This window comes from Stenotrophomonas bentonitica (assembly GCF_013185915.1).
Classification (GTDB): domain Bacteria; phylum Pseudomonadota; class Gammaproteobacteria; order Xanthomonadales; family Xanthomonadaceae; genus Stenotrophomonas; species Stenotrophomonas bentonitica.
In genome coordinates this window covers 2,414,997-2,438,266 of sequence record NZ_JAAZUH010000001.1, presented here as the reverse complement: position 1 = coordinate 2,438,266, position 23,270 = coordinate 2,414,997, and the positions used below count along the sequence as shown (strand labels likewise).

General features: G+C 68.1%; 20 protein-coding genes. 17 read left to right on the top strand and 3 right to left on the bottom strand.

The features are described from left to right. Positions 1 to 28 precede the first annotated feature (28 nt). Both HGB51_RS10770 and acs read right to left on the bottom strand, forming a co-directional pair. Entirely contained in the window at positions 29 to 694 is a 666-nt protein-coding gene (locus HGB51_RS10770; protein ID WP_070209290.1) for a response regulator transcription factor, read from the bottom strand. An 18-nt stretch (positions 695 to 712) separates the two neighbouring features. Then, positions 713 to 2,656, bottom strand: a complete 1,944-nt coding sequence (gene acs / locus HGB51_RS10765) for an acetate--CoA ligase (protein WP_070209291.1) — start codon at positions 2,654 to 2,656, stop codon at positions 713 to 715. Between the two features lie 247 nt (positions 2,657 to 2,903). Between acs and HGB51_RS10760 the strand changes: the two genes are divergently transcribed. The 4 genes from HGB51_RS10760 to xth all read left to right on the top strand — a co-directional run bounded on the left by HGB51_RS10760 (position 2,904) and on the right by xth (position 8,409). Then, complete coding sequence (locus HGB51_RS10760) at positions 2,904 to 4,331, top strand: DcaP family trimeric outer membrane transporter (RefSeq protein WP_070209273.1); 1,428 nt, start codon at positions 2,904 to 2,906, stop codon at positions 4,329 to 4,331. 63 nt (positions 4,332 to 4,394) lie between these two features. After that, on the top strand, positions 4,395 to 6,050 hold the full coding sequence (locus tag HGB51_RS10755; protein WP_070209272.1) for an MFS transporter: 1,656 nt from the start codon (positions 4,395 to 4,397) through the stop codon (positions 6,048 to 6,050). A 156-nt stretch (positions 6,051 to 6,206) separates the two neighbouring features. Continuing rightward, on the top strand, positions 6,207 to 7,622 hold the full coding sequence (locus tag HGB51_RS10750; protein ID WP_070209271.1) for a coniferyl aldehyde dehydrogenase: 1,416 nt from the start codon (positions 6,207 to 6,209) through the stop codon (positions 7,620 to 7,622). Positions 7,623 to 7,641: 19 nt separating this feature from the next. Next, positions 7,642 to 8,409 carry an exodeoxyribonuclease III gene (gene xth, locus HGB51_RS10745; RefSeq protein WP_070209270.1) on the top strand — a complete coding sequence of 256 codons (768 nt, stop codon included), beginning with the start codon at positions 7,642 to 7,644 and terminating at the stop codon, positions 8,407 to 8,409. A 53-nt stretch (positions 8,410 to 8,462) separates the two neighbouring features. Here xth and HGB51_RS10740 read toward each other — a convergent pair whose 3' ends face one another. Then, positions 8,463 to 8,714 (bottom strand): GlsB/YeaQ/YmgE family stress response membrane protein, encoded by a 252-nt coding sequence (locus HGB51_RS10740; protein WP_070209276.1) that lies wholly within the window; start codon positions 8,712 to 8,714, stop codon positions 8,463 to 8,465. Positions 8,715 to 8,804: 90 nt separating this feature from the next. Here HGB51_RS10740 and HGB51_RS10735 point away from each other — a divergent pair, with 90 nt between their 5' ends. The 13 genes from HGB51_RS10735 to HGB51_RS10675 all read left to right on the top strand — a co-directional run bounded on the left by HGB51_RS10735 (position 8,805) and on the right by HGB51_RS10675 (position 23,247). Beyond that, complete coding sequence (locus HGB51_RS10735) at positions 8,805 to 9,404, top strand: 4'-phosphopantetheinyl transferase family protein (protein WP_070209269.1); 600 nt, start codon at positions 8,805 to 8,807, stop codon at positions 9,402 to 9,404. A gap of 51 nt (positions 9,405 to 9,455) precedes the next feature. Then, complete coding sequence (rsmG, locus tag HGB51_RS10730; RefSeq protein WP_070209268.1) at positions 9,456 to 10,094, top strand: 16S rRNA (guanine(527)-N(7))-methyltransferase RsmG; 639 nt, start codon at positions 9,456 to 9,458, stop codon at positions 10,092 to 10,094. A gap of 88 nt (positions 10,095 to 10,182) precedes the next feature. Beyond that, positions 10,183 to 10,980, top strand: coding sequence for a ParA family protein (locus tag HGB51_RS10725; protein WP_070209267.1), 798 nt, complete (start codon positions 10,183 to 10,185; stop codon positions 10,978 to 10,980). Then, positions 10,980 to 11,903, top strand: coding sequence for a ParB/RepB/Spo0J family partition protein (locus tag HGB51_RS10720; protein WP_070209266.1), 924 nt, complete (start codon positions 10,980 to 10,982; stop codon positions 11,901 to 11,903). Before HGB51_RS10725 ends, HGB51_RS10720 begins: the two co-directional genes overlap by 1 nt. Positions 11,904 to 11,907: 4 nt before the next feature. Next, the gene (locus HGB51_RS10715; RefSeq protein ID WP_070209265.1) at positions 11,908 to 12,873 is read left to right on the top strand and encodes an SDR family NAD(P)-dependent oxidoreductase; all 966 of its coding nucleotides are present in this window, start codon (positions 11,908 to 11,910) and stop codon (positions 12,871 to 12,873) included. A gap of 86 nt (positions 12,874 to 12,959) precedes the next feature. Beyond that, positions 12,960 to 13,682: a glycosyltransferase family 2 protein gene (locus HGB51_RS10710; RefSeq protein ID WP_070209264.1), complete on the top strand. Its 723-nt coding sequence runs from the start codon at positions 12,960 to 12,962 to the stop codon at positions 13,680 to 13,682. A 2-nt stretch (positions 13,683 to 13,684) separates the two neighbouring features. Then, positions 13,685 to 14,026, top strand: coding sequence for a lipid-A-disaccharide synthase N-terminal domain-containing protein (locus tag HGB51_RS10705; RefSeq protein ID WP_070209275.1), 342 nt, complete (start codon positions 13,685 to 13,687; stop codon positions 14,024 to 14,026). Between the two features lie 80 nt (positions 14,027 to 14,106). Continuing rightward, positions 14,107 to 15,885 carry a DUF885 family protein gene (locus HGB51_RS10700; RefSeq protein WP_171966808.1) on the top strand — a complete coding sequence of 593 codons (1,779 nt, stop codon included), beginning with the start codon at positions 14,107 to 14,109 and terminating at the stop codon, positions 15,883 to 15,885. A gap of 141 nt (positions 15,886 to 16,026) precedes the next feature. Beyond that, on the top strand, positions 16,027 to 17,247 hold the full coding sequence (locus HGB51_RS10695; protein WP_070207181.1) for a membrane-targeted effector domain-containing toxin: 1,221 nt from the start codon (positions 16,027 to 16,029) through the stop codon (positions 17,245 to 17,247). Positions 17,248 to 17,305: 58 nt separating this feature from the next. After that, on the top strand, positions 17,306 to 17,704 hold the full coding sequence (locus tag HGB51_RS10690) for a DUF2946 family protein (protein WP_141739082.1): 399 nt from the start codon (positions 17,306 to 17,308) through the stop codon (positions 17,702 to 17,704). 56 nt (positions 17,705 to 17,760) lie between these two features. Next, positions 17,761 to 19,077, top strand: a complete 1,317-nt coding sequence (locus tag HGB51_RS10685) for a TolC family protein (RefSeq protein ID WP_070207179.1) — start codon at positions 17,761 to 17,763, stop codon at positions 19,075 to 19,077. After that, positions 19,074 to 20,066 carry an efflux RND transporter periplasmic adaptor subunit gene (locus HGB51_RS10680; RefSeq protein WP_084738885.1) on the top strand — a complete coding sequence of 331 codons (993 nt, stop codon included), beginning with the start codon at positions 19,074 to 19,076 and terminating at the stop codon, positions 20,064 to 20,066. Before HGB51_RS10685 ends, HGB51_RS10680 begins: the two co-directional genes overlap by 4 nt. After that, the gene (locus HGB51_RS10675) at positions 20,056 to 23,247 is read left to right on the top strand and encodes an efflux RND transporter permease subunit (RefSeq protein WP_141739081.1); all 3,192 of its coding nucleotides are present in this window, start codon (positions 20,056 to 20,058) and stop codon (positions 23,245 to 23,247) included. The genes HGB51_RS10680 and HGB51_RS10675 overlap by 11 nt, the downstream gene beginning before the upstream one ends. The last annotated feature ends 23 nt before the right edge of the window (positions 23,248 to 23,270 follow it).

Here is a 23,270-nt window from a genome sequence, read left to right as displayed (position 1 = left end):
AGTGCTGGGATATATAGCTTCGGCTATATCAATCTTCCTCAGGCGGCAACACCAACGGCTCATCATCCAGCGTCAGCTTCCCCGCCATCAGCACCGCCTGGGTGCGGTTGGTGACCCCAAGCTTGCGAAGGATCGCGGTCACATGCGCCTTGATCGTCGCCTCTGAAACATTGAGGTCGTACGCAATCTGCTTGTTCAAGCGCCCCGCGCCCAGCATCTGCAGCACCCGGAACTGCTGCGGGGTGAGCTCGCGCAACCGCTGCCCGACCTCACGTTCCTCACGCCCGGTCTGCGGCACGTTGTGCGCCTCCGGCGGGGCCCAGGTTTCGCCGTCCAGGATCGCGCCCAGCGCATGGCCGATCGTGTCCGAGTCGGCCGACTTGGGAATGAAGCCGAACGCACCGTGGTCCAGCGCCCGCCGCATCACCGTCGGCTCTTCGCGCGCGGACACCACCACCACCGGCAGCTGCGGATGCAACGCCCGCATGTGCACCAGCGCGTTGAAACCCTGCGCGCCGGGCATGTTGAGGTCCATCAGCACCAGGTCGGCGTCGGCATGCTGCTCGGCCAGCTGGTACAGCGCTTCCACGCTGTCGGCTTCGTACAGCTGCACGCCCGGCATCACCCGCTGCACCGCACCGCGCAGGGCTTCGCGGAACAGCGGGTGGTCGTCGGCAATCAGCAGGGTAGGCATGGGGGATGCGAACTCCAACTACTTGACCTTGCGTTCTTCAACCAGCGAGGCGACCACTGACGGATCGGCCAGGGTCGAGGTGTCGCCCAGCTGGTCCGGCGCGTTCTCGGCGATCTTGCGCAGGATGCGGCGCATGATCTTGCCCGAGCGCGTCTTGGGCAGGCCCGGCGCCCACTGCAGGTGGTCGGGCGAGGCGATCGGACCGATCTCCTTGCGCACCCACGCAATCAGCTCCTTCTGCAGCTCGTCGCTCGGCGTCTCTTCGGCCACCAGGGTCACGTAGGCGTAGATGCCCTGGCCCTTGATGTCGTGCGGGAAGCCGACCACGGCCGCCTCGGCCACCTTCGGGTGCGAGACCAGCGCGCTTTCCACTTCGGCGGTGCCGATGCGGTGGCCGGAAACGTTGATCACATCGTCCACGCGACCGGTGATCCAGTAATAACCATCTTCGTCGCGACGGCAGCCGTCACCGGTGAAGTACGCGCCCGGGTAGGTGCGGAAGTAGGTGTCGATGAAACGCTGGTGGTCGCCGTAGACGGTGCGCATCTGGCCCGGCCACGAATCGCGGATGATCAGGTTGCCTTCGGTCGCGCCGTCCTTGATCTCGCCGTCGGCATTGACCAGCGCCGGTTGCACGCCGAAGAAGGGCAGGGTGGCCGAACCGGGCTTGAGGTCGGTGGCGCCGGGCAGCGGCGAAATCAGGATGCCGCCGGTTTCGGTCTGCCACCAGGTGTCCACGATCGGGCAGCGGCCATCGCCGACCACGTCGTAGTACCAGCGCCAGGCTTCCGGATTGATCGGCTCGCCCACGCTGCCGAGCAGGCGCAGCGAGGCACGCGAGGTGCGCTTCACCGGCGCTTCGCCTTCGCGCATCAACGCGCGGATCGCGGTCGGGGCGGTGTAGAAGATGCTGACCTGGTGCTTGTCGATCACCTGCCAGAAGCGCGAGGTGTCCGGGTAGTTCGGCACGCCTTCGAACATCAGCGAGGTCGCACCGTTGGCCAGCGGCCCGTACACGATGTAGCTGTGCCCGGTGACCCAGCCGACGTCGGCGGTGCACCAGTAGATGTCGTCCTCGCGCAGGTCGAACACCGCTTCATGGGTGTAGGCCGCATACAGCAGGTAACCGCCGGTGGTGTGCAGCACGCCCTTGGGCTTGCCGGTCGAACCGGAGGTGTACAGGATGAACAGCGGGTCTTCCGCGTTCATGCGTTCGGGTTCGCACTGCGCCGGCTGCGGGTCCACCACGTCGTGGAACCAGCGGTCGCGCGGAGCCTGCATGTCCACCGCACCGCCGGTATGGCGCACCACCAGCACGGTTTCCACCGTGGTGGTGCCGGGCAGCTTCAGCGCGGCGTCCACGTTGGCCTTGAGCGGAATTTTACGGCCGCCGCGCAGGCCTTCGTCGGCGGTAATGATCAGCTTGCTGCCGCAGTCGATCACGCGGTCGGCAATCGAGTTCGGGGCGAAGCCGCCGAACACCACCGAGTGGATCGCGCCGATGCGGGCGCAGGCCAGCATGGCCACCGCGGCGTCGACGATCATCGGCAGGTAGATGGTGACCCGGTCGCCCTTCTTGACGCCCAGCGCGCGCAGCGCGTTGCCGAGGCGGCAGGTGCGCTCGTACAGCTCGCGATAGGTCACGCCCTGCGCCGGTGCGTCCGGGCTGTCCGGTTCGAACAGCAGTGCCACCTTGTCACCGCGCTTGTCCAGCTGGCGGTCCAGGCAGTTGACGCTGGCGTTGAGTTCGCCGTCTTCGAACCACTTGATCCGGAAATCGTCGAGCTGGTAGCTGACGTTGCGGATCGTGGACGGCTTCTTGAACCAGTCCAGCCGCTCGGCGGCCTTGCCCCAGAACGCGTCGGGGTTCTCCACCGATTCGCGGTAGAGCTGCTGGTAAGTGTTCTTGTCAATGCGCGCCTTGGCGGCAACGTCCGCCTTGACGGGGTAAAGATCGGCCATGGCACCCTCACTTGCACTAGGACTGGGTTGTGCGATCGCAGCATAACCCGCGACTGTTCCTGCTCAGTGTGCCGCATCCACCCGGTCGCGCGGTATCGGTGTGGTTAGACCTTGGTCGAACGGACCGGGGATATGTCCATACCTACTACCAATTGCCAATAGCCGGCGTGCGTCAGCCGGCCGCACGCTCGGCTCGACCGTGACCCCACACGCGGCGATCACCTTGCCACCCGGGAGAGAGGGCAACATGAGCACCCGTATGTTGAAGACCATGCGCAAGCCGCTGGCGACCTGTTTGCTGGTCGCGCTGGTGGCCCCTGGCATGGCGTTTGCCGAGACCGCCAAAGAGAAGCAGCTGGAAGCCCGCGTTGCCGAACTGGAACGCCAGGTGCAGCTGCTGCTGTCCACCACCCAGCAGCAACAGGGCCAGATCAGCCAGGCCCAGACCGACGTCACTGCAGTGAAGGCCGTGCAGGCGCAGCAGCCCGCCGTGGCCGCCGTGCCGGCCGGCAAGCAGCCGATCCAGGTCACCACCATCACCCCGGGCGCCGCGCCGGGTACCACGGTCAAGATCGGCGGCTTCATCAAGGCCGACTTCCTGCTCACCCAGACCGGCGACGGCCAGCTCGCCGACGACGCCACCGGTCGTGCGCTGTACCTGCCGGGCCAGACCCCGGTGGCCGGTGCCGGCGGCAGCGGCGAGAAGTCGGACGTGGACTTCAACGCCCACGCCAAGTTCTCGCGCTTCAACCTGGGCATCGACAACGTCTCGGACAAGGGCAACAAGTCCGGTGCGTTCTTCGAAATGGACTTCTTCGGCAACTCGCTGGGCAACCAGACCGCCACCAATACCTATGGCGTCACCCTGCGTCACGCCTACATGTACTGGAACAACTGGCTGGCCGGCCAGACCTGGTCGAACTTCATGGACGCGGCCTCGCTGCCGGAAGCAGCCGACTTCGTCGGTCCCACCGACGGCGTGCTGTTCGTCCGCCAGGCCCAGGTGCGCTACACCCAGGGCGGCTTCAGCGTCGCGCTGGAAAACCCGGAAACCACCGTGCTCACCGGCACCCGCAACCCGGTCACCGGCGCGTGGACCAATGCCGCCAGCAACAGCGACCGCGGCTCCCTGCCGGACCTGACCCTGCGTTACGGCTGGAAGGGCGACTGGGGCACCTTCGGGGTGGGCGGCATCGTGCGTCAGCTGAAGGTGGACAACCAGGCCACCGGCGCCGACGCCGACAAGATCGGCGGCGGCCTGACCCTGGGCGGCAAGTGGGTGATGGCAGACAGCGACACCCTGCACTACCAGATCAGCGGCGGCGAAGGCATTGCCCGCTACGTGGGCCTGGGCGTCACCGCCGACACGGCGTACGACGTGGCCCGCGACGAACTCAACCCGACCGGGGTACTGGCCGGCTATGTCGGCTGGCGCCACGCCTTCACCCCGAAGCTGCGCACCAACCTGATCTATGCGCGCAGCGACTACGACAACGACAGCGTGCTCGGCCCCCTGGTCACCAAGAGCGTGCAGAGCATCCGCGGCAACATCTTCTACACACCGATGCCCAAGGTCGATATCGGTGCGGAGTACATGTACGGCGTGCGCGAGATCGAAGACGGCCGCAAGGGCGACATCAACCGCGTGCAGTTCACCACCAAATACAGCTTCTAAATACAACGAACGCCGGCCCACGGGCCGGCGACATCCACGATTGCTTCGGAGGGGAAGCGTCCCATGTCCACCACACCATTGCCTGCAAAGGCAGAGCTCACCAAGGGCCACAAGAAGGTCATCTTCGCGTCCAGCCTCGGTACCGTTTTCGAATGGTATGACTTCTTCCTGTACGGCTCGCTGGCGGCGATCATCGCCAAGCAGTTCTTCAGCGGGGTCAACGAAACCACGGGCATGATCTTCGCCCTGCTGGCCTTCGCCGCCGGCTTCTTCGTGCGTCCGTTCGGCGCGGCCTTCTTCGGCAGCCTCGGCGACCGCATCGGCCGCAAGTACACGTTCCTAGTCACGATCCTGATCATGGGCATCTCGACCTTCCTGGTCGGCGTGCTGCCCAACTACGCCTCGATCGGTTTCGCCGCGCCGGTGATCCTGATCGTGCTGCGCCTGGCCCAGGGCCTGGCGATGGGCGGTGAGTACGGTGGCGCGGCCACCTACGTGGCCGAACATGCACCGGCGGACAAGCGCGGCCTGTACACCAGCTTCATCCAGTGCACCGCCACGCTCGGCCTGTTCATGTCGCTGCTGATCATCCTGGCCTGCCGCTACTTCCTGGGCAACGAAGCCTTTGAAGCCTGGGGCTGGCGCATCCCGTTCCTGGTCTCGATCATCCTGCTGGGCATTTCGGTGTGGATCCGCCTGCAGCTGAGCGAATCCCCGCTGTTCCAGCAGATGAAGGCCGAAGGCAAGGGCTCCAAGACCCCGTTCCGTGACAGCCTCAAGGGCGGCAACCTCAAGCTGATGCTGCTGGTGCTGCTGGGTGCCGCAGCCGGCCAGGCCGTGGTGTGGTACGGCGGCCAGTTCTATGCACTGTTCTTCCTGAGCAGCATGCTCAAGGTCGACGCCACCACCTCCTACCTGCTGATCGCCGCGGCGCTGGCCCTGGGCACGCCGTTCTTCATCTTCTTCGGCTGGCTGTCGGACCGTATCGGCCGCAAGAAGATCATCCTGGCCGGCTGCCTGCTGGCAGCGGTGACCTACATCCCGGTGTTCAAGGGCCTGACCCACTTCGCCAACCCGGCGATCGAAGAAGCCCGCAGCAGCTCGCCGGCGCTGGTCATTGCCGACCCGAACACCTGCTCGTTCCAGTTCGATCCGGTCGGCCTGCGCAAGTTCACCAGCTCCTGCGACGTGGCCACCGCCGCGCTGACCAAGGCCGGTGTGCCGTATGACGTGCAGCCTGCCGCTGCCGGTTCGCTGGCGATGGTGAGCGTGGGCAACACCCAGGTCACCTCGTTCGAAGCGGCCGGGCTGACCAAGGATGAGTTGAAGGCCAAGGGCGATGCGTTCGGCGCCGAGCTGAAGGCGGCGCTGACCGAAGCCGGTTACCCGGCCAAGGCCGACAACGCGCGCATCAACATCGCCGGTACCATCCTGATGCTGTGGATCCTGGTGCTGTACGTCACCATGGTGTACGGCCCGATCGCGGCCTACCTGGTCGAGCTGTTCCCGACCCGCATCCGCTACACCTCGATGTCGCTGCCGTACCACATCGGCAACGGCTGGTTCGGTGGCTTCCTGCCGGCGATCTCGTTCGCGCTGGTGGCCGGTACCGGCAACCTGTACTACGGCCTGTGGTACCCGATCATCATCGCGCTGATGACGGTCGTGGTCGGTGGGTTGTTCCTGCATGAAACGAAGGGTGTGGATATCACCAAGTAAGCTGTATCGGTGATTGATGCACGGGAGGGCCGCGGCGTTTGCCGCGGCCCTTCTTCGTTTGGGTCCGCGTGGGACACGCATGGCGTGTCGCTACGCGTAGTGACACGCCATGCGTGTCCTCGCGGTGCCTCCCGAAACCATTGCTATATTCCCCCCATGAACTCCACCCACACCGCGCCCGGCGCGCTCCCGGCCCTGCTTCACACCCTGCGCCAGGCCTGGCAATCCAACCGTCCGACGCTGGTCCAGCGTCGCAACGACCTGCAACGCCTGCGCGCGGCGTTGAAATCGCGCATGCCGGAGATGGCCGAAGCCATCGCCGCCGACTTCGGCCACCGTTCCACCCAGGAATCGCTGATCGCCGACGGCATGACCGTGCTCAACGAGATCGACCACCTGCTCGGCCACCTGCGCGGCTGGATGCGCCCGCGCCGGGTCGGGGTGGGCTGGCGGTTCTGGCCGGCGCGCGCGCAGACGCGCCCGGTACCGCTGGGCGTGGTCGGGGTGATTTCGCCGTGGAACTACCCGGTGAACCTGGCGCTGATTCCGCTGGCTACCGCGATTGCCGCGGGCAACCACGTCATCCTCAAGCCGTCCGAACACACCCCGCGCACCAGCGCCTTCCTCCACGACCTGCTCGCCTCGGTGTTCCCGGCCGACCGCGTGGCGGTGGTGCAGGGCGACGGCGAGCTGGCCGCCGCGCTGTCCGGCTCGCCTCTGGACCACCTGGTATTCACCGGCTCCACCGCCGTGGGCCGCAAGGTCATGGCCGCCGCTGCCCAGCACCTGACCCCGCTTACCCTGGAACTGGGCGGCAAGTCGCCGGCCATCGTCTGCAGCGACTACCCGCTGGAGAAGGCCGCTTCGCGCCTGGCCACCGGCAAGTGGTTCAACGCCGGGCAGACCTGCATCGCCCCGGACTACGTGCTGATCGACGGCCGTCGCCAGCGCGAGCTGGTGCAGCAGCTGCAGACCCAGGTGCGCGAGCGCTACGGCGACTTCAGCGACGCCAGCGATTACACCCGCATCATCCACGAGGGCCAGTACCAGCGCCTGCTGGGCTACCTGGCCCAGGCGCGCGAACGCGGCGTGCCGGTGATCGAACTGGCCACCGTCGACCCCGAGCGCGCACGCCGCGAACGGCTGATCGTGCCGACCATCGTGCTCGACCCGCCGGCGGACCTGGACCTGATGCAGGAGGAGATCTTCGGTCCGATCCTGCCGGTGTGCGCCTATCCGGACCTGGCCGCAGCAGTAGCCGACGTGCAGGCCCGCGACCGCCCACTGGCCTTGTACGTGTTCAGCGACCGCCGCGAAGCGGTGGAGCAGGTGCTCGGGCAGGTGGTGGCCGGTGGCGTCACCGTCAACGACACGCTGCTGCACTTCGCGATCAACGGCCTGCCGTTCGGCGGCGTCGGTCCCAGCGGCATGGGCGCGTACCACGGCCGCGCCGGTTTCGACGCCATGAGCAAGCAGCTGCCGATCCTCTGGCAGTCGCGCTGGGCGGCCAGCGACCTGCTGAAGCCACCGTATTCGAAGATCGCGGGGTTGTTGAAGGCGTTGGTGCGGTAGGGGCGGGTAGAATGCCCTCATGAAAATCGCCTCCTGGAACGTCAACTCCCTCAACGTGCGCCTGCCGCACCTGGAACAATGGCTCACCGCGTTCGCGCCGGACGTGGTCGGGATCCAGGAAACCAAGATGGAGGACCACAAGTTCCCCGACGCGGTGCTGGCCGGGCTCGGCTACCGCAGCGTGTTCGCCGGGCAGAAGACCTACAACGGCGTCGCGCTGCTCTCGCGCGAACCGGCCCAGGACGTGCAGATCGGCATTCCCGGCTTCGAGGATGAGCAGAAGCGCGTCATCGCCGGCACCGTCAACGGCGTGCGCATCATCAACCTGTACGTGGTCAACGGCCAGGACGTGGGCACCGACAAGTATGCGTACAAGCTGCGCTGGCTCGAAGCCGTGCATGCCTGGGTCGCCGCCGAACTGGCGAAGTACCCCGAGCTGGTGGTGATGGGCGACTTCAACATCGCCCCGGAAGGGCGCGACACCCACGACCCGCTGGTCTGGAACGAGAACCACATCCTCACCTCCACCGCCGAGCGCGGCGCGCTCAACAAGCTGCTTCAGCTGGGCCTGCACGACGCGTTCCGGCTGCACAGCGAAGAAGAAGGCGTGTTCAGCTGGTGGGACTACCGCGCCGCCGGCTTCCGCCGCAACCTGGGCCTGCGCATCGACCTGACCCTGGTCTCCGACGCGCTCAAGGCGCGCGCGCTGGCCTCGGGCATCGACCGCGAACCGCGCACCTGGGATCGGCCGAGCGACCACGCCCCGGCGTGGGTGCAGCTGGGCTGAGAAAGGAAAAGGCCCGGCGGGTGCCGGGCCTTTCCGTTTTCCACCGGCGTTGTTTACCGGATGCTCTTTCGCGTAAACAGGTTCACGATCGCGAGCAGGATCACCGCGCCGATCAGCGAGTACAGGAACGACCAGAGCGTGATGCCGTCGTTGATGTTGCCGCCGAACAGGAACCCTGCAATCAACGCACCCACGATGCCCACCACGATGTTCAGGATGATGCCCTGCTGCGCGTCGCGACGCATGATGATGCTGGCCAGCCAGCCCACGATGCCACCGACGATCAACCAGATGATGATGCCCATGTTGGTGATTCCCTCTGTGTGGATGAAGCGGCGCCAGTTGACGGCAGGTGCTGTGAAATCGTCGTGCACTGGCCTTTGCGGGGCATTCGCGTGAGCCTGCCGGCCACCCTGGACGGCCCCTGGCGGTTCGGCCCGGTCACGGTCTGGCGGCTGCCGCACGTGCCCGGCACCCGCGGCGAGCCGCAGGCCCGGGTCCTGCTGGCCGAACAGCTGGGCGGCCGCCCCGAAACCCTGCCGCTGCAGCGCGACCCGCGCGGCCGGCCCGAGCTGCACGGCCCGCTGGCGCACATGGGCACCGGCTGGAGCCACAGCCACGGCCTGCTGCTGGTCGGGCTGGGCGAGGGCGTGCGGCTGGGGGTGGACCTGGAACCGCTGCGCCCGCGCCCGCGCATGGCCGAGATCATCGAACGCTTCTTCCACCCGGCCGAGGTGGCCTGGCTGCTCGGCCTGGATGACACCGCCCGCAATCATTGGTTCTTCCGGGTCTGGTGCGCCAAGGAAGCCATCCTCAAGGCGCAGGGCCAGGGCATCTCATTCGGCCTGCACCGCCTGCAGCTGGCCCCCGGCCCGGACGGCGCGCTGCACCTGGCCTGGGCCGACCCGGAACTGGGCCCGGCCGCGCGCTGGCAGCTGCGCGAATGGCAGGCGGCCGATGATTTCCGCGCCGCGCTGGCCTGGCACGCGCTCTGACTTCGCCGAATCCGCGCAGTGCGAACCGCGCCACCCTGCGATAATGGGCGCATGACCGAGCACACTCTTCCTTCCAACGTGGCTGCCGAGCTTGAAAAAGGCCTGGCCGCCATGGGCCTGGACGCCGCCCTGGCGCCGCCGCTGCTGACCTACCTGACCCTGCTCAATCGCTGGAACAAGACCTACAACCTGACCGCGATCCGCGATCCGCTGGAGATGGTCACCCGCCATCTGCTCGATTCGCTGGCGATGCAGCCGTACCTGGAGCAGGGCACGCTGGCCGACCTCGGCACCGGCCCGGGGCTGCCGGGCATCCCGCTGGCCATCGCCCGCCCGCAGCTGCAGGTGACCCTGGTCGAAAGCAACGGCAAGAAGGCGCGCTTCATGCGCGAAGCGGTGCGCCAGCTGGGCCTGGGCAACGCCCGCGTGGCCGAGTCGCGCGCCGAAGCGCTGGACGAGCCGGGCGCGTATGACAACCTGACCGCGCGCGCGATGGACACCCTGGCCGGGATCATTGCGGTCGGTGGCCACCTGCTGCGCCCGGGCGGGCGCCTGCTGGCGATGAAGGGCGTGTACCCGCACGACGAGATCGCCCAGCTGCCGGCCGGCTGGCAGGTCGAACAGGTGTTGCCGTTGACGGTCCCGGGCCTCACCGGCGAGCGTCACCTGGTCGTGGTGGCCGGTCCATGACGGGGGCCGGCGCGCATCTCACAGTGCATGACACGGCCGCTGACCGCATAATGCCCAGTCCCACTCCCTGCCGATGAGGCTCACCCGCATGGCTCGCATCATCGCCATCGCCAACCAGAAAGGTGGCGTCGGCAAGACCACGACTGCCGTCAATCTGGCCGCCGCCCTGGCTGCTGCACCCAAGCGCGTGCTGCTGGTCGACCTCGATTCCCAGGGCAATGCGACCATGGGCAGCGGCGTGGACAAGCGCGAAGTGGCCGCCTCCACCTGCGACCTGCTGCTCGGCGAGAGCACCGCGGCGGAGATCCGGGTGACCACCCCGGAAGGCTTCGACCTGCTGCCGGGCAACATCGACCTGACCGCTGCCGAGATCCAGCTGATGGACCAGGGCGAGCGCGAACAGCGCCTCAAGCGCGCACTCGCGCCGATCCAGGAGGAGTACGACTTCATCCTGATCGACTGCCCCCCGGCGCTGTCGCTGCTGACCCTCAACGCCCTGGCCGCCGCCGATTCGGTGATCGTGCCGATGCAGTGCGAGTACTACGCGCTGGAAGGCCTGAGCGCACTGGTGGAAACCATCGACGCGCTGCGCGCCAACCTCAATCCCAGCCTGGAGATCGAGGGCGTGCTGCGCACCATGTTCGACGTGCGCAACAACCTGGCCAATGCCGTGTCGGCTGAACTGACCGAGCACTTCGGCGACCGCGTGTTCCGCACCATCGTGCCGCGCAACGTGCGCCTGGCCGAGGCGCCCAGCCACGGGCAGAGCATTGTCGGCTACGACCGCGCCTCGCGCGGCGGCGTGGCCTACCTCGGCCTGGCCGGCGAAATCATCCGCCGCCACCACCAACGCAACACGGCCGGCAAGGCCATGGAGACCGCCTGATGAGCAGCAAGCCCGCCCCCGGCAAGAAACGCGGCCTCGGCCGTGGCCTCGATGCGCTGCTGGGGCCCAAGGGCGCGGTGACACAGGTGCAGGCGGCCGCGGTGGTCGAACCGCTGCCGGGTGAAGTGCTGCGCAGGCTGCCGGTCCAGCACCTGCAGCCGGGCAAGTACCAGCCGCGCCGCGAAATGGACGAAACCAAGCTCGCCGAGCTGGCCGAGTCGATCAAGGCGCAGGGCGTGATCCAGCCGATCCTGGTCCGCCAGCTCGGCCCGGACAGCTTCGAGATCGTGGCCGGCGAACGCCGCTGGCGCGCCTCGCAGCTGGCCGGCCTGGACGAAGTGCCGGTGGTGGTGCGCGAGCTGGAAGACCGCACCGTCATCGCGATGGCGCTGATCGAGAACATCCAGCGCGAAGACCTCAACCCGCTGGAAGAAGCCGAAGCGCTGCAGCGGCTGATCAGCGAATTCGCGCTGACCCATGCCGAAGCCGCCCAGGCCGTGGGCCGCTCGCGCGCCTCGGTGTCCAACCTGCTGCGCCTGCTGGAACTGCCGGTGGCGATCCGCCTGCTGCTGGAAACCCGCCGGCTGGAAATGGGCCATGCCCGCGCGCTGCTGACCCTGGCCCCGGAACTGGCCAGCAAGCTGGCCCAGGAAGCGGCCGACCAGGGCTGGTCGGTGCGTGAGGTCGAGCACCGCGCGCAGCAGTTCGCGGCCGGCAAGGTGCCCGCCAACCTGCGTAAAAAGCCCACTGCCAGCGCGCCGCAGGCCGATATCGCCTCGCTGGAAACCGAGCTGTCCGAATCGCTGGGTGCGCGCGTGGCGATCAACCATGGCCGCGGCGGCAAGGGCAAGCTGATCATCCATTACACCGATCTGGACACCCTGGACGGCGTGCTCGAAAAGCTGCGCGTCCGCAAGGACTGAGCCCATGACCGTCCTTGTCACCGGCGCGGCGGGTTTCATCGGCGCCTACACCGTGCGTGCCCTGCTCGATGCCGGGCACCGGGTGGTCGGGCTGGACAACTACAACGACTACTACGACCCGCAGATCAAGCGTGATCGCGTGGCCGCGCTGTGCCCGGATGCCGACATCCGCGTGCTCGACCTCACCGACCGCGACGGCCTGGCCGCGCTGTTCGATGCGCTGCAGCCCACCCGCGTGATCCACCTGGCCGCGCAGGCCGGGGTGCGCTACTCGCTGGAAAACCCGCACGCCTACGTCGACAGCAACCTCACCGGGTTCGTCAACATGCTGGAGCTATGCCGCCATCGCGGCGTGGCCCACCTGGTGTATGCCTCCAGCAGCTCGGTCTACGGCGATTCGGCCACGCCTCCGTTCTCCGAAGACCAGCGCATCGACAAGCCGCGCTCGCTGTACGCAGCGACCAAGGCCGCCAACGAGCTGATGGCCTACACCTACGCGCAGCTGTACGGCCTGCATGCCACCGGCCTGCGCTTCTTCACCGTGTACGGCCCGTGGGGCCGCCCGGACATGGCGCCGCTGCTGTTCTCGCGCGCAGTACTGGCCGGACGCCCGATCGAGGTGTTCAACGAAGGCCGCATGCAGCGCGACTTCACACATGTTTCCGACATCGTGGCCGGTATCCTCGGCGCGCTGGCGCATCCGTCCAGCGACGACGTGCCGCACCGCGTGTTCAACCTGGGCAACCACACCCCGGTCGAGCTGGAGCACTTCATCGGGGTCATCGAGGCCGCCGCAGGACGCCCGGCGCACAAGGTGTACAAGCCGATGCAGCCCGGCGACATGGTCCGCACCATGGCCGACACGCACCGTGCCCATGACGCATTCGGCTATGAACCGGCCACGCCCATCGAGCGCGGCCTGCCGCCGGTGGTGGCCTGGTGCCGCGATTATTTCGGGGTTCGCGCCTGACTCACATCGGCAGGTTCATCTTCGGATAACCTTGATTGCGGAAAATGCGCGCTCTTTGTCACGCTTGCCCCTCGCAGAGCCCGAACATGAGCCACCCCCAGTTGTCGGTCGTCGTCCCGGTGTTCAATGAGCGCGACAACGTACAGCCGCTGATCGACGAGATCACCGCTGCGTTGCGCGGGCAGATCGCATTCGAGATCGTCTACATCGACGACAACTCGCGCGACGACACCCTGGCCGTGCTCGAATCGTTGAAGGCCGCCAACCCGGAACTGCGGGTGCTGCACCACGTTACCCAGAGCGGGCAGAGCACTGCGGTGCGCAACGGCGTCAAGCAGGCGCGCGCGCCGTGGATCGCCACCCTCGACGGCGACGGCCAGAACGATCCGGCCGACATTCCCAGGCTGCTGGCCGCCCGTGCCGGCGCCGAAACGCAGGTCAAGCTGTTCGCCGGCTGGCGGGTCAACCGCCAGGACAGCGGCAGCAAGCGCTGGGCCAGCAAATGGGCCAATGCGATCCGCGCGCGCATACTGCGCGACGACACCCCCGACACCGGCTGCGGCATCAAGCTGTTCGAGCGTGATGCCTTCCTGGACCTGCCGTACTTCGACCACATGCACCGCTACCTGCCGGCGCTGATGCAGCGGGCCGGCTGGAAAACCGTGAGCGTGCCGGTCAACCACCGCCACCGCACCGCCGGGGTCTCCAAGTACAACAACCTGGACCGTGCGCTGGTCGGCATCCGCGACCTGCGCGGCGTGGCGTGGCTGATTACCCGCAGCCGGCGCACTGCCGTGGAAGAGCGCTGATGATGGCCCTGCACTGGCTCGACCAACCGCTGACCTGGCTGTTCTGGACCGGCCTGCATGTCACGGGTTGGAAGCTGATCGGCTACACCGGCGCGCTGATGTTCGGCGGGCGCTGGCTGGTCCAGTTCGTGGCCTCGCGCCGCGCCGGCAAGCCGGTGATCCCGCGCCTGTTCTGGTACATGAGCGTGGTCGGCAGCCTGATGACGCTGAGCTACTTCCTGTTTTCGGCCAAACAGGACTCGGTCGGCGTGCTGCAGAACCTGTTCCCGGCGTTCACGGCGTTGTACAGCCTGAAGTTGGATATCCAGCACCGCGGCTGGAAACGGGACCGCGCGGAACACTGAGGTGCATGACAATCGGTCCATGCGCGGGCCAGACCGGGGTGCCATGATCGGGGTTTGCCGTCCCCTGGGAACCCCTGATCGTGAAATCACCGCTCGTTGCTGCGTTGCTGCTCGCCCTGGCCCTTCCTGCCCACGCCGTGCAGGCCGCACCGCCGGCCACCGCAGCCGCGCCGGCCAGCCTGGCCGCTGAGTCTCCGGCCGACGCCGCGTTCCGCGCCATCTACGAGAAGGAATGGGCCTGGCGCCAGACCGGCGGCGGTGAGGCCAGCGAAGACAGCGACGGCCCGGCCAATGCCACCCGCATGCCCGACGTGGGCGCGGCCGCGCAGCAGGCGCGCCTGGTGGTCTGGGACGACGTGCTGGCCCAGCTCGACAAGCTCGATACCAAGGCGCTCTCGCCGACCAACCAGGTCAACTACGCCATCTACCGCGACCAGGTCTACAACCTCGCCGCCGACGTGCGCCTGCGCGCGTACGAAATGCCGTTCAATTCGGACTCCTCGTTCTGGTCCGGCATCTCGTTCATGGCGCGCCGTGAGATGAAGACCGCCAAGGACTACCGCAACTACATCGCCAGGCTCAACGATGTGCCGCGCTACTTCGACCAGCAGACGGAAAACATGCGCGCCGGCCTCAAGCGCGGTTTCAGCGTGCCGCAGGCCGTGCTCGACGGCCGCGAGGTCTCCATCGCCACCGTGTCCGAGCTGAAGGACCCGACCCAGTCTCCCCTATATGCGCCTTTCAGGAAGCTGCCGGCCAGCATTCCGGCCGCCGAGCAGACCGAACTGCAGGCCCAGGCCCGCCAGGCCATCAGCGGCAGCGTGGTCCCCGCGTTCGCCAGGCTGCGCACCTTCTTCGTCAACGAATACGTGCCGCAGGCGCGCACCACCCTGGCCGCCGAAGCGATGCCGGATGGCAAGGCGTACTACCAGCAGCAGATTCACGAATACACCACGCTCGACCTCACCCCGCAGCAGATCCATGAGATCGGCCTGAAGGAAGTGGCGCGCATCCAGAAGGAAATGAACGACGTCATCAAGCAGGTCGGGTTCAAGGGCAGCTTCGCCGAGTTCCTGACCTTCCTGCGCACCGACCCGCAGTTCTACGCCAAGACCCCGGACGAGCTGCTGCACCGCGCCGCGTGGATCTCCAAGCGCGTGGACGGAGTGATCGGCAAGTACATGACCCTGCCGCGCGCCCGCTTCACGATCGTGCCGGTGCCGCCGGACATCGCCCCGTTCTGGACCGCCGGCCGTGGCGGCATGGGCACCTACTGGGTGAACACCTACAACCTGCCGGCGCGCCCGCTGTACAACCTGCCCGCACTGACCCTGCACGAGTCCGACCCCGGCCATGCGCTGCAGGGCGCGCTGGCCGCCGAGCAGGGCGAACAACCCGAGTTCCGCCGCAACGCCTACATTTCCGCCTATGGCGAAGGCTGGGGCCTGTACAGCGAGCGGCTCGGCATCGAAATGGGCATCTACGAAACCCCGTACGAGGACTTCGGCCGCCTGACCTATGAAATGTGGCGCGCCGCGCGCCTGGTGATCGACACCGGCGTGCACCACAAGGGCTGGACCCGCGAGCAGGCGCTGGCCTACCTGCGCGACCACACCGCGCTGAGCGAACACGAAGTCACCACCGAAGTGGACCGCTACATCTCCTGGCCGGGCCAGGCGCTGAGCTACAAGCTGGGTGAGATTGCGATCGTGCGCCTGCGCGGCGAAGCCGAAAAGGCGCTGGGCGACCGCTTCGACGTCAAGGCCTTCCACGACGCCGTGCTCAAGCAGGGTTCGGTGCCGTTGCCGGTGCTGGATGCGCAGATCCGCGCGTACATCGACGCGAACCGCGCCCCCTGATGTCGGCAACGGCCATTGCCGATGTGCGCTGGCGCACGCATCGGCACATGGCCCTCCGGCACGATGCGGAAACTGCTTAGCGCATCGCACTGTGCGCCAGGCAGATGACTAGGCTGGTCGGCCCCCACAAGGAGCTCGACCATGCTGGATGCCCTGTCCGCACTGAAGTACCGTCTGATTTCTTCTCTCTCTCCGCGCGCGGCGCGTCGTCGCCCCGCCACGACGCCGCACCTGCTCGAAGTACACAACCGGCTGCCCGTCGCCGCCACGGCGCATCGGCTGGACACGGCACCCCCACGCCCGCCCAAGCCGGACCCGCTGCAGCGCTTCGCCCTGCCGTCCGGGCATATCCAGGTGCTGACCCCGTTGATGCAGAAGTATCGACGGCTGCTCGACTCGCAGTACGCGATGCCGTCGCAGGACCGCGACGAGCGCAGGGCGATCGAGAGCTTCTTCACCACGCGCGCGCAACTGGTGGATGCCGCGTTGGGTGATCCCGCGCAGGCGCTTGGCGTGCGTCGGCCGTGGCCCGACCTTTCGCCACCATCCAGTCACGCCGAACTGCTGGAACGGCTTTACCAGTACTCCAACGGCCTGGTGATCGGCGCGAACCACGCTGCCCAGGGCAGCAAGCGCCTGTTGATCGACCACATGGCCGAGCTGCGCAGTCTCGGGGTCACCACCCTGTACCTGGAGCACCTGCAGAGCGAACTGCACCAGGGCGACCTTGACCGTTTGCGCGCCAGCGGCACGCTGTCGCACGCACTGGAGCGGTTCCTGGACTCGCAGGACATGGGCCGCCACACCCATGCGGCCAGCGGCGGCACTTTCCGTGCCCTGGTGCAGGCGGCGGCGGAGGCGGGCATCCGCGTTGTCGCGCTGGACCTTATGGCCAGCTACCACCTGGAGGGCGCGCAGGGAACGGCCGGGTTGGATTCGCTGGAGTTGCGCATCAAGGTCATGAACCATGTCGCCGCCCAGCGCATCCAGCACGATCAGCGGCAGCAGCGCGCCATCGCGCCCATGCAGCGCTGGGTGGCGCTGGTCAGTGACGGACATGCCGGTGACTTCAACGACACGGTCGGGCTGGGGGAACGCCTGGGCGTGCCGAGCCTGCGGGTGGAGGACATCAGCCCGTCGTTTTCGCAGCGGGTGCGGGTCGGTTGCGACCCGGTACGCAGCGTACCGGGCAGCCTGGGCCGCAGTGACGGCACCGTGCAGTGCGACTACCTGCTGCAGGTGCCGGCCCGCGACGGTCGCGCGCGCGAGCGGACACCCGGCCCCTGCAGCGCGGCCGAAGCGCTGCGCCAGCACGACCTGCACCACGCCCGTTACACACCGGCAACGCTGCGCAGGGTATGAACGGCCGCTCCCGCTGCGATTGTGTAACGGACATCGGCGCGGCTACCCTGCGCCGATGATGTCCCGCCTGCGCCGCCACCTGTCGCTGCCGCTCCGCCTGCTGATGCTGGTGGTGCTGCTGCTTGGCACGGCCGGCGGCGCGCTGGCCTCGGCCTTGGGCGACCTGCACGCGCTGTCGCATGCCGACGTGACCGGGCAGGCGCATGCCGCCTCGCACGCATCCGGTGAAGCGGCGGACGATACCGATTCCAACCACGACGACGACGACGACGGCGCGCGCCTGCTGCACGCGCTGGTGCATTGCGGGCAGTGCCATGGCCATGGCGGCGTGCTGCCGCTTGCCGCCTCGGCCTGGTCGTTGCCGACGGCGCCCGCGCACGCGGTGCCGACCGGGCTGACTGCGCAGCTGCTGGCGCAGCCGCCCGAGAGCCTGCTGCGCCCCCCGATAGCGGTGTGACCCCACGCGGCGCGATGCCGCGATGTCACCTTTGAACCGCAACTCGGAGATTCCCCATGTGGATGCGTCTGGCAGCCGTTGCTGCCATTGCGTTCGTGCCGTGCGCGCATGCGCAGGGCAGCACGCCTGTTACCCCGTTCGTCGATGTCCCACCCGCGGTCGCCATGCCGTCGGCCACCCCGCTCAGCCTTGACCAGGCCATCGCCCGCGTCGCACGGCAGCACCCGGACCTGCGCCTGGCCGATGCCCAGCGCCCGATCTGGGAGGCCCGCCGCGACGCTGCCGCCTTCGGCCCGCCGCTGACCGTCGGCGTTGAGCTGGAGAACGCACTGGGCAGTGGCGCCAGCCGCGGCTTCGACGCCGCCGAACTCACCGTCACCCTGGCCGGCGTGCTGGAGCGGGGCGGCAAGCTCGACGCCCGTCGCGTGCTGGCCCAGGCCAACCTGGACGCCCTGGCGCCGCAACGCGAGATCGCCCGGTTGGACCTGATGGCGGCGGTGGCCCAGCGCTACCTGGCCATCACCGAAGCGCGCGCGCAGCTGGCCATAGCCCAGACCGACATCGAGCAGCGTCGCCGCGCGGTGGCTGCCGCGCGGCTGCGGCTGCAGGCCGGTGCCTCGCCCGAGTCGGTGCTGCTGACCGCCCAGGCCATGCTGGCCCAGGCCGAAGTCGACCGCGACCGCGCGCTGCAGGCCGACCGCGCCGCGCGCGTGGCGCTGGCCGCACTGTGGCGCGAGCGAGAGCCCGGTTTCGACGTGGTCAGCGGCGACCCGTTGCAGCTGCCGGCACTGCAGCCGTTCGAGGTGCTGGCCGACGAACTGCAGCGCACGCCGGAACTGGCGGTGCTGGCCGGCGAACGCCGGGTACGCGACGCGCAGCTGCAGCTGGCGCGCACCCAGGCGCGGTCGGACTTCAACTGGCAGGTCGGTGTGCGCAACAGCCGCGACAGCCGCGACACCTCGCTGGTCGGCGGCTTCAGCCTCGCGTTGGGCAGCGTGGCGCGTGCCGCGCCGGAGATCCGCGCGGCAGAAGCCGAACTCGCGCTCAACGGCGTGGAACGCGAAGCGCGCGCGCTGCAGCTGTACACCACCCTGGCGCAGGCGCATGGCCGCTACGAAACCTCGCGGCTGGAAGCGGCGCGGATGACGCGTGATGTGCTGCCGCAGCTGCAGCGCGCCGAGAACGCGGCCGAGAAGGCGTGGCGCGCCGGGGCCATCAGTTACATGGAATGGGCCCAGCTGCAGGCCATGCGTATCGAAGCACGGCAGCGCCAGCTGGACGCGGCGATCGCTGCACAGACCGGCCTGATCGAAATCCAGCGCCTTACCGGGCAGAGCATGCTCGCCGCCACGCCAGAGGACGACCGTCGATGAACATCTCCATCATTTCGCGTGCATCGCGCATGGCCTTCCTGCTGCTGTGCCTGTCTACGCTTTCGGGGTGTGGCAAGGATGCACCGCCGACTGCCGGGGAGGGCGAGGGTGACGGGCACTCCGAGGACACGCATGGCGTGTCGCTACGCGGGGACGAGCATGACGATGCGCCGGAAAGTACCGTCATCCCCGCTGCCATGGCTGAACGGTCGGGCATCCGTGTCGCGCCTGTCGCCGCCGGCACCATTGCCGACGAGCACGATGTGCAGGGCCTGCTGACGCCGGTGGACGGCCGCGTGGCCCAGGTGATGGCGCGCTTCCCCGGGCCGATCCGTTCGCTGCGGGCCAACGTCGGCGACAAGGTCCAGGCCGGCCAGGTGCTGGCCAGCATCGAGAGCAACCTCAGCCTCACCACCTACACGGTGAGCGCGCCGATCAGTGGTGTGGTGCTGGCGCGCCAGGCTCAGGTCGGTGGCGTGGCGGGCGAGGGCACTCCCCTGTTCGAGATCGGCGATCTGTCCACGCTGTGGGTCGACCTGCACATCTTCGGCAACGACACCCAGCACATCACCGCCGGCGTGCCGGTCACCGTCTCGCGCATGACCGACGGCGTCACCCAGGCGACCACGCTGGAACGCGTGCTGCCCGGCACCGCCACCGCCAGCCAGAGCACGGTGGCCCGCGCCACCCTGCGCAACGACGACGGCCTGTGGCGGCCGGGCGCAGCAGTGAAGGCGCGCATCGTGGTGGCCACCCGGCCGGCCGCGCAGGTGGTGCCGCTGAGCGCGCTGCAGACGCTGGAAGGCAAGGACGTGGTGTTCGTGCGCAGCGGCGACACCTACACCGCGCGCAGCGTGCGGCTGGGCGCGCGCGACGCCACGCAGGTCGAGGTACTCGACGGCCTGGCGGTAGGCGAGGACGTGGTGGTCGAACAGAGCTACGTAGTGAAGGCCGACATCGGCAAGGCAGGGGCCGCGCATGAGCACTGAGCGCCCCGCGTTGCTTGAACGCATCATCGCCACCTCCATCGCGCATCGCTGGCTGATGATGACCCTCACCGCCGCGCTGGTCGCGGTGGGCGTGTGGAGCTTCACCAAGCTGCCCATCGATGCCACGCCGGACATCACCAACGTCCAGGTGCAGATCAACACCGCCGCGCCGGGGTACTCGCCACTGGAGGCCGAACAACGCATCACCTACCCGGTGGAAACGGTGATGGCCGGCCTGCCGCGCATGGAGCAGGCGCGCTCGCTGTCGCGCTATGGGCTGTCGCAGGTCACCGTGGTGTTCGAGGATGGCACCGACATCTACTTCGCGCGGCAGCAGGTCGCCGAACGCCTGCTGCAGGTGAAGTCGCAGATCCCGGCCGGGCTGGACCCGCAGCTGGGGCCGATCTCCACCGGCCTCGGCGAGATCTTCATGTACACCATCGACGCCGATCCGGCGGCGCGCAAACCCGATGGCAGTGCCTACACCGCCACCGACCTGCGCACCCTGCAGGACTGGGTGATCCGGCCGCAGCTGCGCAACGTGCCGGGGGTGACCGAGGTCAACACCATCGGCGGGTTCCAGCGCCAGGTGCACATCACGCCCGATCCGGCGCGCCTGCGCGCGCTGGGCTTCACCCTGGAAGACGTGGCCCGGGCGGTGGAAAGCAACAACCAGAATGTCGGCGCCGGCTACATCGAACGCAACGGCCAGCAGTTCCTGGTGCGCATTCCCGGCCAGGTCGCCAACCTGGAGGAGATCGGCAACATCGTGCTGGCCCGTCGGGAAGGCGTGCCGATCCACGTGCACGACGTGGCCGAGGTCGCCGACGGGCCCGAGCTGCGCAGCGGCGCCGCCACCCAGAACGGGCACGAAGTGGTGATGGGCACGGTGGTGATGCTGATCGGTGCGAACAGCCGCGAAGTGGCCCAGGCCGCCGCGGCCAGGCTGGAACAGGCGCAGCGCAGCCTGCCCGAAGGCGTCACCGTCACCGCCAGCTACGACCGCACCAGCCTGGTCGACCGCACCATCCAGACCGTGGCGAAGAACCTGGTGGAAGGTGCGCTGCTGGTGATCGTGGTGCTGTTCCTGCTGCTGGGCAATTTCCGTGCGGCGCTGATCACCGCCGCGGTGATTCCGTTGGCGATGCTGTTCACCCTCACCGGCATGGCGCGCGGTGGGGTCTCGGCCAACCTGATGAGCCTGGGCGCGCTGGACTTCGGCCTGATCGTCGACGGCGCGGTCATCATCATCGAAAACTGCCTGCGCCGCTTCGGCGAGCGCCAGCATGCGCTGGGCCGTGCCATGACCCGTGAAGAGCGCTTCGCCGAAACCGCCAGCGCCACCGCCGAGGTGATCCGTCCCAGCCTGTTCGGGCTGGGCATCATCACCGCGGTGTACCTGCCGATCTTCGCGTTGTCGGGCGTGGAAGGAAAAATGTTCCACCCCATGGCGATCACCGTGGTGCTGGCGCTCAGCGGCGCGATGGTGCTCGCGCTGACGTTCGTGCCCGCCGCCATCGCGCTGTTCCTGGGCGGCAACGTGCAGGAAAAAGAGAATCGCGTGATGGCCTGGGTGCGTCGCCGCTACCAGCCACTGCTGGCGTTCTCGCTGCGGCGCGGACGCTGGATGGTCGCCGGTGCGCTGGTGCTGGTGATTGGCTGCGGCCTGCTCGCCACGCGGCTGGGCAGCGAGTTCGTGCCCAACCTGGACGAGGGCGACGTGGCCATGCATGCCATGCGCATCCCCGGCACCAGCCTGAGCCAGTCCATCGAGATGCAGAAGCTGATCGAGACCCGCCTGGTGCAGTTCCCGGAAGTGGCCAAGGTGTTCTCCAAGATCGGTACGCCCGAGGTCGCTTCCGACCCGATGCCGCCGTCGGTGGCCGATACCTTCATCATGATGAAGCCACGCAGCGACTGGCCGGACCCGCGCAAACCGCGTGCCGCCCTGCTGGCCGAGCTGGAAAAAGCGGTGGAGCAGCTGCCCGGTAACAACTACGAGTTCACCCAGCCGATCCAGATGCGCACCAACGAGTTGATTTCCGGTGTGCGTGCCGACGTGGCGGTGATGCTGTTCGGCGACGACCTGGAAACCCTGTTGTCGGTCGGCAAGCGCATTGCCAGCGTGGCCGGCAGCGTGCCCGGTGCGGCCGACGTGCGCGTGGAAGAAACCAGTGGCCTGCCGCTGCTCACCGTGACCCCGAACCGCAGCGCGCTGGCCGGGTACGGGCTCAATCCGGGCCAGGTGCAGTCGACCGTGGCTACGGCGGTGGGTGGGCAGGTGGCCGGCCAGCTGTTCGAGGGCGACCGCCGCTTCGACATCGTGGTGCGCCTGCCCGAGGCGCTGCGCCAGGACCCGGCCGCGCTGGCCGACCTGCCGGTGTCGCTGGCGCCGGCGCTGGACGGTGGCGATGCCGACGAATCCAGCCAGGCCGGCGGCTGGACCAGCGGCACCGCGCGCACCGTGCCGCTGCGCGAACTGGCCACCCTGGCCAACAGCGAAGGGCCGAACCAGATCAACCGCGAGAACGGCAAGCGCCGCATCGTGGTCACCGCCAACGTGCGCGACCGCGACCTGGGCAGTTTCGTCCGCGACCTTCAGCAGGCGATCACCCGCGACGTGCAGGTGCCCAACGGCTACTGGATCGAGTACGGCGGCAGCTTCGAGCAGCTGATTTCGGCCAGCCAGCGCCTGGCGATCGTGGTGCCGGTCACCTTGATCGTGATCTTCGCGCTGCTGTTCTGGGCATTCGGGTCGGTCAAGGACGCGGCCATCGTGTTCAGCGGCGTGCCGCTGGCCCTCACTGGCGGCGTACTCGCGCTGGCCGCGCGCGGCATTCCGCTGTCGATCTCGGCCGGTGTTGGTTTCATCGCACTGTCCGGCGTGGCGGTGCTCAACGGCCTGGTGATGATCAGCTTCGTGCGCAGCCTGCGCGAAGGCGGCATGCCGCTGCTGGATGCGGTGCGCGAAGGAGCGCTCGGCCGCCTGCGCCCGGTGCTGATGACCGCACTGGTGGCCTCACTCGGCTTCGTGCCGATGGCCTTCAATGTCGGCGCCGGCTCGGAAGTACAGCGCCCGCTGGCCACGGTGGTGATCGGCGGCATCGTCTCCTCCACGCTGCTCACCCTGCTGGTGCTGCCGGTGCTGTACCGGTGGTTGCACAGGAAGGAAACGCCCTGACGGGGTGAAACGTCCGCCCATGA